The organism is uncultured Rhodococcus sp., assembly GCF_963525155.1.
Classification (GTDB): Bacteria; Actinomycetota; Actinomycetes; order Mycobacteriales; family Mycobacteriaceae; genus Rhodococcus_F; species Rhodococcus_F qingshengii.
The window spans coordinates 24,666-34,015 of the sequence record NZ_CAURKP010000043.1 but is presented as its reverse complement, the minus strand read 5'-3'; the positions used below and the strand labels follow the sequence as shown (position 1 = coordinate 34,015).

Genomic DNA, 9,350 nt, shown 5'->3' with positions numbered 1-9,350 from the left:
GTGTGACGGCAATTATGCCTGTTTGCAACATAAATTGAGTGCGAAGCGCACAGAAACTGAGGAGTGAATGCGATGCAGGGTTACCCAGAGGGTGTCACCGCGCTCGTTACGGGCGGTGCGAGCGGAATCGGCGCCGCAAGTGCAAAGCTGTTGACGGAGAAGGGAGTTCGGGTGGTAACGGCAGATCTTGCCGAAGGCGCGGACGAACAACTCGACGTGAGTGATCCCACAGCAGTCGATGCGCTTCGAACCAGACTCGGCAGAGTCGACATCTTGATCAACAGTGCGGGAATCGTCGGACCATCAGCGCCACTCGTCGACGTAGATCTTGTGGCTTGGCAGCGTACGTTCCGGATCAACGTCGAAGGGACCTTCCTGATGTGCCGGGCGTTCGTGCCGGGAATGGTTGCGTCGGGGTGGGGACGGGTCGTCAATCTCGCGAGTATTGCGGCCAAGGACGGAAACCCGAATCAGAGTGCATATTCCGCATCCAAAGCGGCAGTCGTCGCGCTGACGAAATCGCTCGGCAGAGAGGTCGCCACCACCGGTGTGCTGGTCAACGCGATAGCTCCGGCGGCGGTGGAAAGTCCTATGAATGCCGGCACCGATCCGGCCATCCTCGCCCGTTCGCAGTCTTTGACGCCGATGGCACGGATGGGGAAGGCGGACGAAATCGCCGAACTGATCTCCTGGCTGTCGTCGTCGGCGGTGAGTTACTCGACCGGCGCCGTGTACGACGCCAGCGGCGGCCGCGCAACATACTGAATTACCTTCTGGGAGAAATCGATCAGAACTCGAGCAGTGACTGCCACAGTTCGCGAGATGCGTCCTGGTACTCGAGCATGTGCGAGATCAGTTCACGCAGTGGCTGCGTCGGTTCGAGTTCTTCCGGAAGGAGCGGATTGCGCACGATGACCGCGATCACCGCGCTGCCCAGAGCAAGTGATTCGCGGGCCGCCTCCTCGCGACTGATTGTCGCCAGGCGTGTTTGCGCCTGTGTGAGTGCTTCACGGGCCTCGGCGATGTCGGCCAACAGTGCTTCCGAGTTCCAGAGTGTGCGGATTGTCGAATCATCCTCGGGGGCAAGGTGAGCGATTTCCATGACGGCCGATTCGGGGGCGGCGCCGAGTCGGCGGAGAGTGCGGCGGGCGCTGTCCGTGCCGCCGAGCAGATTGTTCGGGCGGACGGCGAGTGTGGGCTTCCACTCCTCGTAGCCCGCCAGGCGCAGTGCCTGATCGTGTCTTCGGGCGGCGGTGCGGTCGCTACGTTTGAGCGCTGAGTGCTCGACGGCTATCCACGTGCCGTCCCAGGGGCGTATGCGATCGGTACGAGTTCGCCACCCCTCGACCTCGCTGTAGGTGGGGATGCCGTCCGGGTTGAGGACGTACGTTCCACGAGCGGTACGACGCAGTTTGTTCTCTCGGCACAGGCGGCCCGCTGCCACGCGAATGCTCGATGCGCTGACGCCGACGATCTCGCCGGCCCGGGTCAGCACAGCGGTGCTGAACTCGGTGTCCGGGCTCGCTGTTGCGAGGTCCAGCACAACTCGGGTTGCGGACATTCCTCGATCAGTTTGTAACAACTTTTGAACAACTCCTGACAAATTCTGTTACAAGTGGCATGGTGGGTACCGGGAAACCTTATCCGCGAGCAGTGAGGAAATATCGTGACCGACTCCGATCGACCAGGTGGCGATGTCTATGTGGAGCGTGACGGTGGCGTCACTGTCATCGTGATGAATCGCCCTGATCGCAAGAATGCGGTGGACGGGCCGATGGCGGCGCAGTTGCGTGATGCCTTCCTGGAATTCGAGTCGGACGAGAGTCAGAAGGTGGCAATTCTGTGGGGTGCGGGCGGCACATTTTGTGCCGGTGCGGATTTGACCGCAGTCTCCGACCCCGCCCGCGTGCACGAGTTGCATCCGGAAGGCGGCGGCACCGGCCCGATGGGGCCGAGTCGGTTGGTGTTGTCCAAACCATTGATCGCCGCCGTCAGCGGATACGCAGTGGCCGGAGGGCTCGAGCTTTCATTGCTCGCGGACCTGAGGATCTGCGAGGAGGATTCCGTTTTCGGAGTCTTCTGCCGGCGCTGGGGAGTTCCTCTCATCGACGGCGGGACCGTGCGCCTGCCGCGAATCGTCGGGCAGGGGCGAGCGCTCGACATGATCTTGACCGGGCGTCCTGTCGATGCTCCGGAGGCGCTGGCCTTCGGACTGGCCAATCGTGTTGTTCCAGTGGGGCAATCACTCCAGGTAGCCAAGGAGCTTGCGCACCAGTTGTCCGCTTTCCCACAACTCTGCATGCTCGCGGATCGCGCATCGGCCTACCGATCTTTCGATCTACCACTTGCCGAAGCACTGCGCGCCGAGGGCGTCGCAGGAAATCCCATTGTCATCGCCGAAGGTGTGCGCGGCGCTGCTGCGTTCGCCGCGGGCGCCGGCCGGCACGGCCGATTCGAGAACAACCCGAATTCGAACGAGGAAACTGAACCATGATGCCCATAACCAGAGACCTGATCGCTCGTGGTGCGCGACAGCACGGACCGCGAACAGCCGTCGTCTTCGGCGATCGATCGATGACGTTCACGGAAGTGGACGAACTCAGCAGCCGATTGGCGCACACATTCATCGCCCTCGGTATCGGGCGTGGTGCACGGGTTGCATTGCTGGTCAACAACTCTCTTGCCAGCGTCCCCGTCGATTTTGCCTGTGTCAAAGCCGGCATCAACAGGGTTCCGCTCAACTCGCGTCTCTCGCTCGACGAGCACGCGAGAATGCTCGACGACACCGACACCTCGCACGTCGTCTTCGGACGTGACCTCGCGGGCCGCGCCGCTGAACTGTCCGCCAGGTTCCCCGAACGTACGTTCATCGGGCTGGAAACAGGTTCGGCGCGGCAGCGTTCGCTGCTCGACCAAGCACAGGGCATGTCTTCGGACATTCCGGACGTCGAGGTAGCTCCCGACGATGTGATCCTGACGCTGTTCACCTCCGGGACCACGGGAACATTGAAGGCCGCGCAGCACACTCAGCGCAGCTACGCCGGCATCTGCCGAAATGTTCTGCTCAATCTGCTTCCGGCGACTCAGGACGACACGATGCTGCACGCGGCATCACTGATTCATGCCAGCGGTGTCTTCGTGCTTCCGTTCTGGCTGCGTGGCGGCAAGACCGTCATCCTTCCCGGATTCGACCCGTCGACCTTCTTGGACTCGGTAACCGAGCATCGGGCTACGGCAATCAATCTGGTGCCGACGATGATTCAGATGCTCCTCGAACGCCCTGATTTTGCGAGCGCAGACATCTCGAGTCTGAAATCCGTGATCTACGGTGCGTCGCCGATGCCGCTGGCCACCATCGAACGTGCAATGCAGGCGTGGGGGCAACACCGTTTTCTCCAGTACTACGGGCAGACCGAGGCACCGCTGTGTATTGCAGTCCTACGGCCCGAAGATCACACGGAAGATCGCCTGCTGTCCTGTGGTCAGCCGGCCATCGACGTCGAGATCAGGCTGCTCGACGGCGAGGGAAACGAAGTGCCCCAGGGAGAACCGGGTGAAATCGTGATCCGCTCGCCATCGGCGATCGCCGGATACTTCAATGCACCGGAACTGAATGCGGACACCTTCACCGAAGACGGCTGGGTTCACACCCGTGACATCGGTCAGTTCGACGCCGAAGGATTCTTGTTCTTGAAGGACCGAGCTTCGGACATGATCATCAGCGGCGGATACAACGTCTACCCCCGTGAAGTCGAGGATGCACTCCTGACGCATCCGTCTGTCCGTGAGGTCGCCGTGGTGGGTACCGCCGACGCCAAGTGGGTGGAGGCGGTCACGGCTGTGGTGGTACTCGAGGACGGGACCGTCGAAAACGACGTACTGCAAGCATCATTGGTCGCGCACGTCGGCGAGCGACTGGCGTCGTACAAGAAGCCGCGTCGGGTTGTTTTCGCAGAATCCATACCGAAGACGGCCGTCGGCAAGCTCAATCGGAAGGCGCTGCGAGACGAACTCCGCGACGCTATCTAACTCCGCGAGTGCGGAATTGAACGCTGATTCTCGGCCCGAGGGCCCGCGCACTCTTCGGGACACAGTGTTCCCACGTGCGTTGGCAGGATCCGCCCATGACGAGTAGATCTCCGTGTCCGAGATTGAAGCGGATGGATTCGCCGCCCCCACGAGGGCGCAATAGGAGCGGGCGAGCCGCACCGAGAGACAGGATGGCCACCATCGTGTCCTCGGTGCGACTTCGTCCCGTGTCGTCCCCGTGCCAGGCAACGCTGTCGGAACCGTCGCGATAGAAACAGAGACCCGACGTGGCGAATGGTTCACCGAGTTCGTCGAAGTAGTGACTGCTCAGCGCGTCTTTGGCTTCGGTGAGAAGTGCGTCCGGCAGTGGTTGATTCTCTGCGTAGAAACACACCAGACGAGGGACGTCGACAACGCGGTCGTACATCTGACGCCGTTCGGAACGCCACGGCACCGTGGCTTCCAGATTGTCGAACACGGCCTCCGATCCGGTGAGCCAGGCCGGGCGATGGTCGACCCATGCGCCGGCGGTGAGAATACGTCGCTGCACCGTGCCGTCGAGATCGGCCAAAGAAACGCCGAGGTCACCGTTGTCGAACAGAGACGGTTGCATCGTGGCGGTCATAGGCTCCACCGTACACCGAAATCGAACATATGTTCCCATGAATTTTGATTGCAGTGCTGGACGGCTGTTCATCCTTGCTGGGTGATGTATGTCGGCGTGAAGCTTTGAATACTGTTCTCACGCTATTTCGCCGAAGAAGGGGATGTCATGACTGCTCCGCACCAATCTCATGCGAACCATCCTGTCCGACAAGGCTTTGCCATCGGGACCACGGTGGCGGCAGCATGCCTGCTCTTCGTCGCGGGAATCGTCGCGTTGCTGCAGGGCATCGCGGCTCTCGCAGACAACGACCTGCTGATCGTCGGAGTCAACTACACCTTCGAATTCGATGTCACGACATGGGGTTGGATCCACATCGTGCTCGGAATCATCGGCATCGCGGTGTCGCTGGGATTGTTCGTCGGCATGACGTGGGCCCGCGGCATGGCCTTCGTGATCGCGGCGCTCTCGATCGTGGCGAATTTCCTGTGGATGCCGTATTACCCGCTGTGGTCGATCGTGATCATCGCCCTCGACGTCGCCGTGATCTGGGCCGTCGCGACCTGGCGACCTGACGAGGTGTGATCCTCTGACCGAAGTGAGTGGTTCACCTGCGACAGGTGAACCCCGCACTTCGCTGTGTCCGGGCCTCCACGGGTGGCCTCAACCCTCCGCGGCGTCAGCGCCGTTTCGGTGACTCGCGATCCTGGTTCTCGCGCGGACGCATGTCCTTCGTCGATCGGTGTGGGAAGCCGTGGATCATCGAGCAAGAGATCCAGCAGATCACTACCGTTGCGATTCCGAGTCCGATCGACGCGAATGGTTCCTGCGTGGCCAGCCAGACGCTCAGTCCGATTGCCGTCCCGACGATCAGAATCAGGATTGTGTCGAGTCGTGTCGTTTGCATCGAAATCATCGCCTGGCACAGATTGTTTTCGGCGGCCCGCTGGTTTTGGCGGCCCGCCACCCGGCGAGTGACAGCCGGGGGCAGACCTTGCGCGGCTGACCCCTCGCTCTGGAAATCGCCGCCGCAAGTGATCAATACCCGCGAAATTCGTCTGCGAAACTCTTGGCAGGAAGAACAGGACCTTATGCCTCAAGGCCCGACATGCCGGGCCTTGACTATGACGTAGCGTCATAGTTAATGCTGTTCGTATGCGAATCAGCGACGTGGCCAGTGCGGCAGGCACCACTCCGCGGACCGTTCGGCACTATCACCGACTGGGGTTGCTGGCCGAGCCGAGACGACTGTCCAACGGTTACAGAACTTACGAACTTCCCGATCTGGTCAGGCTGATGCGCATTCGTTGGCTCTCCGCCGCCGGCATTCCACTCGGATCCATTGCAGCGATGATCGAACCGACGCCGATCGATGCACGAGAACCGGACGACTTCGCCGAAGATCTTTCCTCCCTGATCGCGGAGATAGACCGGAAGCAGCGCGTCCTCGCAGACCAGCGAGTGCGCCTCGAGGAAATGCTCACGGCGCGAGGTGCTGGGAGGGTGGTCTCGCCGCTTCCGACGGAGCTGCTGTCGGCGTTCGACGAGTTGATCGCGTCGTCCCCCACGGGTTCGGTGCGACGCTTGTTCGAGCGCGAACGCGACATGTGGGAATTGGTGGCGATCTCGGGCGCAGCGCCGCACGAACTGTTCTCCACGGCTACGCGATTGCTGTCCGACGAGAGCGACCGGAATCGAATTGTCGATCTGTACCGTCGTTTCGCTGCATTGGCTGGGCGTGAGGTAGTCGACGTTGCAGACGAGATCGCGTGTCTGTCCTGCGAGCTGGAGGAATCACTGGCCGGCGTGCTCGGCGACGTGTGCTCAGACGGAGACTCTGCAGGTGTCGGCTTTTCGGTCGCGATCGCGGATCTGGTGCCTGATCCAGCGCAACGTGAAGTGGTTGCGCGCGTCGCAACACGTCTCATGTCAGGCGGTACGGCGTGATCCGATCACTGTGGTTGTTCTCGACGGGCAGGAGAGACGGAGGTTCCAGTGATACAGCGACTTTCGGCTACGCGAGGGGGACCATGTCGATACCGGTGGCATTTGTTGCGGCGAGTGTGATCGAGGCCGTGGCGATTCACTTCCTGGTGCCGTGGCAGTGGCTTCGCGTCGTGCTGCTCGTTGCAACGGTGTTGTCGCTGATTGCGATTGGCGGTTGGCTTGCCGGACGCGTCGTGCACCCGCATCTCGTGTCCGCTCGAACGGTGGTGTTTCGTTCCGGCACGGGCATTCGAGTCGAGGTGGACCGATCACGGATTTCGCGGGCGAGCATGGTCCGAAGATTCGGTGAGACAGCAAATGCGATTGTCGACGATCGCTTGGTTCTGCCGGGGCCCGACGGCACTGTCGTGGATGTCGACTTCGATCAACCGCTCTCGGTCACGCTCCCGAAACGGCTCTCGAAGGCCACTCCCACCACGATCGGTGGGCTGCGGTTGCATGTCGACCAACCCGGCGAATTCTGTGCAGCGTTGTCGCGGGACTGAACTCGCAAAGATCGTCTGGAGTCGGTCAGAGCGGAGACCTAGATGGAAGACCTTCAGGGAATCGGCTCGACAACCAGCCACTGCACCGTGCCACCGACATTCCATAGTGCGTCGGGGTTGTCGAGCGAGGCCGCGTACGTTGTCGCGGCTTGGTCGCCGGCGATCTCACCGCTCTCGCCCGACGGCGGGTTGGGCTCGAGGAATTCGGAGGGGTGCGGGCCTGGCCATGCAGGCACGTCGAACGGGGAAATGCTGGTGTCGATGAGGCCAGGTCGATGCACGGTCACCCGGTCGGGAACTTGCTTGGTTTCCGCCGCCACGGCGATGCCTGGTCCTTCGGCAGCTTCGCCGTCGCCGCCACCGCAGCCTGCCACTGCAAGAACAAGTCCCGTGATTGCCACACCCACTACCGCATGACGTATCCGCACCGTTTTCTCCTAGCCGGGGCTCACCCCGTTCGAACTCCACTATTGCATCTCGCCAACTCCGCGGGATGCGTCTTTCGATAAATGTGGGAAACGCACTGAATGTGCTCGACAGGAGAATTGGATTGTACTGTGAGCCATGCCGACCCTGCTTCGACGTGCAATCAAGATCGGCGCGGTAGCGCTGGCAACGATTGTGGTGGCGGCCTACCTGTATCTGGCCTTCACTTATCGCAGCGCTGATGTCTTTGCGCCGCCAGGGCGCGTCGAGTCTCTCGGCCGGACCTACCTGATCAGCAATTTCCCGCCGCGCACTCGTGAAGATCTCGAACAGCGATTCGCGCAGGGCCATCGTGAGCAGTACACCTTGGAACAAGTGAGTTCCGTATTTCCGTGGCGCGCTGTCTACCAGTGGCAGAACGACCAGATCCGCGGCCAGGCGACGTCGAGCGCGTACCTGAAATGGGGCGAGACGTACATCAGCTATTCGCTTTCGGGTGGCCCATGATTCTGCGTAGACCGAGTCGAACTCACATCGCTTCGTCTGCTGTCGCTCGTCGTGCTACTGCTGCACCGGACTGAGCCTGCCACCGTTCTTCGATGCGGCCGTACCGCCACACGAGTAGAGCAATCAGCCAGGTGGCGACAAAGAGTCCGACGATGATGAAGCCCATCGCGCCGAGATCCAAGTTCCCGATGGCGCCGAGAATCCCGTCGTGGATGTCGAGTTTGTCGGTGAAGATCGAGATGATTTCCTGGGACCCGATCAGCAGGGCGACTGCCACCGAGAGTCCGGTGATCACCATGTTGTAGTAGATCTTTCGGACCGGCTGAGCAAATGCCCAACCGTAGGCGAAATTCATGAACGATCCGTCGATCGAGTCGAAAAGCGACATCCCGGCGCAGAAGAGGATCGGCAGAACGAGGATCGAATACCACGGGAGCCCTGTCGCCGCCGCGCCGCCGGCGATCACCAACAGCCCGACTTCGGTGACGGTGTCGAATCCCAATCCGAACAGTAGGCCGACCGGGTACATGTGCCAGGGCTTGCGAACCATCTTCATCACCGGGCCCAGAATCTTGTTCAGGGCGCCACGGCTGTCGAGTTCCTTCTCGAGTTGTTCCTCGTCGAAGGTTCCGGCCTTGTACTTCGTGTACACCCGATGAATCCCGATGAGAGAGACAAGGTTCAAGATTCCGATCAAGATCAGGAACGTGCCAGAAATGGTGGTGCCGAACAAGCCGGTCCACTTCTCCAGATCGGAGTTGTCGTCGGAAAGGCTGGTGGCCAGTTGCCGCACACCCAAAGCCAAGAGGGCGACGAGTACGAAGACGATGGTGGAGTGTCCGAGCGAAAACCAGAAACCGACGGACATCGGTTTCTTGCCGTCCGCTACCAACTTCCGAGTGGTGTTGTCGATAGCGGCGATGTGATCGGCGTCGAAAGCATGGCGCATGCCGAGCGTGTACGCCGTTACGCCGAGTCCGACGCCGAAGACACTGCCTTCGATCGTGTAGTGGCCGGGGACAACCAGGCCGAGAAGAACTGCCCACCCGACGACGTTGAGCGCTACGACGGTGACGGTCATCCCGATGATGCTTCGACGCTGGCCTCGATCCAGACTGTGCCAAGCACCGGCGATTCGAGTGCCCGTCGTGGTCATTGTCGTGGACATCGAACCTCACCGATCCTTCAGTCGCGGCCGGCGGCCACGCTACTGAAATCGTATAAGTGTTCAACTGTTCAGATAAGCGCCTGGAGGTTACAAATTGCCCATTCGGGAGTAAAGATATTTTGCT

Annotated in this window: 12 protein-coding genes; 7 read left to right on the top strand and 5 right to left on the bottom strand. The window is 61.0% G+C overall.

The genetic code is table 11. The features are described from left to right. The first annotated feature begins 72 nt into the window (after positions 1-72). Positions 73-765 carry an SDR family NAD(P)-dependent oxidoreductase gene (locus tag RWT78_RS11900; RefSeq protein ID WP_099698086.1) on the top strand — a complete coding sequence of 231 codons (693 nt, stop codon included), beginning with the start codon at positions 73-75 and terminating at the stop codon, positions 763-765. A gap of 22 nt (positions 766-787) precedes the next feature. Here the strand turns inward: RWT78_RS11900 and RWT78_RS11895 are convergent, their stop codons facing one another. Further along, positions 788-1,561, bottom strand: a complete 774-nt coding sequence (locus RWT78_RS11895) for a hypothetical protein (protein ID WP_285182014.1) — start codon at positions 1,559-1,561, stop codon at positions 788-790. A gap of 105 nt (positions 1,562-1,666) precedes the next feature. Between RWT78_RS11895 and RWT78_RS11890 the strand changes: the two genes are divergently transcribed. Both RWT78_RS11890 and RWT78_RS11885 read left to right on the top strand, forming a co-directional pair. Then, positions 1,667-2,494 (top strand): crotonase/enoyl-CoA hydratase family protein, encoded by an 828-nt coding sequence (locus tag RWT78_RS11890; RefSeq protein WP_054825536.1) that lies wholly within the window; start codon positions 1,667-1,669, stop codon positions 2,492-2,494. Then, positions 2,491-4,029 (top strand): AMP-binding protein, encoded by a 1,539-nt coding sequence (locus tag RWT78_RS11885; RefSeq protein ID WP_314675804.1) that lies wholly within the window; start codon positions 2,491-2,493, stop codon positions 4,027-4,029. Before RWT78_RS11890 ends, RWT78_RS11885 begins: the two co-directional genes overlap by 4 nt. Here the strand turns inward: RWT78_RS11885 and RWT78_RS11880 are convergent. After that, positions 4,022-4,654, bottom strand: a complete 633-nt coding sequence (locus RWT78_RS11880) for an alpha-ketoglutarate-dependent dioxygenase AlkB (RefSeq protein ID WP_029256052.1) — start codon at positions 4,652-4,654, stop codon at positions 4,022-4,024. The two genes, RWT78_RS11885 and RWT78_RS11880, sit on opposite strands and share 8 nt — an antisense overlap. A gap of 147 nt (positions 4,655-4,801) precedes the next feature. Here RWT78_RS11880 and RWT78_RS11875 point away from each other — a divergent pair, with 147 nt between their 5' ends. Beyond that, complete coding sequence (locus tag RWT78_RS11875) at positions 4,802-5,218, top strand: hypothetical protein (RefSeq protein ID WP_003940106.1); 417 nt, start codon at positions 4,802-4,804, stop codon at positions 5,216-5,218. A 94-nt stretch (positions 5,219-5,312) separates the two neighbouring features. Here RWT78_RS11875 and RWT78_RS11870 read toward each other — a convergent pair whose 3' ends face one another. Further along, entirely contained in the window at positions 5,313-5,540 is a 228-nt protein-coding gene (locus RWT78_RS11870) for a hypothetical protein (RefSeq protein ID WP_020970523.1), read from the bottom strand. A gap of 248 nt (positions 5,541-5,788) precedes the next feature. On the opposite strand from RWT78_RS11870, the gene RWT78_RS11865 reads away from it, so the two are divergent. Together RWT78_RS11865 and RWT78_RS11860 are read left to right on the top strand one after the other, a co-directional pair. After that, positions 5,789-6,580 carry a MerR family transcriptional regulator gene (locus tag RWT78_RS11865; protein WP_003940484.1) on the top strand — a complete coding sequence of 264 codons (792 nt, stop codon included), beginning with the start codon at positions 5,789-5,791 and terminating at the stop codon, positions 6,578-6,580. Positions 6,581-6,663: 83 nt separating this feature from the next. Beyond that, positions 6,664-7,125 (top strand): hypothetical protein, encoded by a 462-nt coding sequence (locus RWT78_RS11860; protein ID WP_003940014.1) that lies wholly within the window; start codon positions 6,664-6,666, stop codon positions 7,123-7,125. Positions 7,126-7,178: 53 nt separating this feature from the next. Here RWT78_RS11860 and RWT78_RS11855 read toward each other — a convergent pair whose 3' ends face one another. Then, positions 7,179-7,553 carry a hypothetical protein gene (locus RWT78_RS11855; protein WP_003940551.1) on the bottom strand — a complete coding sequence of 125 codons (375 nt, stop codon included), beginning with the start codon at positions 7,551-7,553 and terminating at the stop codon, positions 7,179-7,181. Positions 7,554-7,689: 136 nt separating this feature from the next. On the opposite strand from RWT78_RS11855, the gene RWT78_RS11850 reads away from it, so the two are divergent. Further along, the gene (locus RWT78_RS11850; RefSeq protein WP_003939958.1) at positions 7,690-8,058 is read left to right on the top strand and encodes a hypothetical protein; all 369 of its coding nucleotides are present in this window, start codon (positions 7,690-7,692) and stop codon (positions 8,056-8,058) included. 22 nt (positions 8,059-8,080) lie between these two features. On the opposite strand, the gene RWT78_RS11845 is transcribed toward RWT78_RS11850, so the two are convergent. Next, positions 8,081-9,226: a HoxN/HupN/NixA family nickel/cobalt transporter gene (locus tag RWT78_RS11845; RefSeq protein WP_003940126.1), complete on the bottom strand. Its 1,146-nt coding sequence runs from the start codon at positions 9,224-9,226 to the stop codon at positions 8,081-8,083. Positions 9,227-9,350: the final 124 nt, after the last annotated feature.

Coding starts and splice junctions, on each gene's coding strand:
- RWT78_RS11900 (WP_099698086.1), top strand. CDS start 73: ATGCAGGGTTACCCAGAGGGTGTCACCGCGCTCGTTACGGGCGGTGCG.
- RWT78_RS11895 (WP_285182014.1), bottom strand. CDS start 1,561: ATGTCCGCAACCCGAGTTGTGCTGGACCTCGCAACAGCGAGCCCGGAC.
- RWT78_RS11885 (WP_314675804.1), top strand. CDS start 2,491: ATGATGCCCATAACCAGAGACCTGATCGCTCGTGGTGCGCGACAGCAC.
- RWT78_RS11880 (WP_029256052.1), bottom strand. CDS start 4,654: ATGACCGCCACGATGCAACCGTCTCTGTTCGACAACGGTGACCTCGGC.
- RWT78_RS11875 (WP_003940106.1), top strand. CDS start 4,802: ATGACTGCTCCGCACCAATCTCATGCGAACCATCCTGTCCGACAAGGC.
- RWT78_RS11870 (WP_020970523.1), bottom strand. CDS start 5,540: ATGCAAACGACACGACTCGACACAATCCTGATTCTGATCGTCGGGACG.
- RWT78_RS11865 (WP_003940484.1), top strand. CDS start 5,789: ATGCGAATCAGCGACGTGGCCAGTGCGGCAGGCACCACTCCGCGGACC.
- RWT78_RS11860 (WP_003940014.1), top strand. CDS start 6,664: ATGTCGATACCGGTGGCATTTGTTGCGGCGAGTGTGATCGAGGCCGTG.
- RWT78_RS11850 (WP_003939958.1), top strand. CDS start 7,690: ATGCCGACCCTGCTTCGACGTGCAATCAAGATCGGCGCGGTAGCGCTG.
- RWT78_RS11845 (WP_003940126.1), bottom strand. CDS start 9,226: ATGTCCACGACAATGACCACGACGGGCACTCGAATCGCCGGTGCTTGG.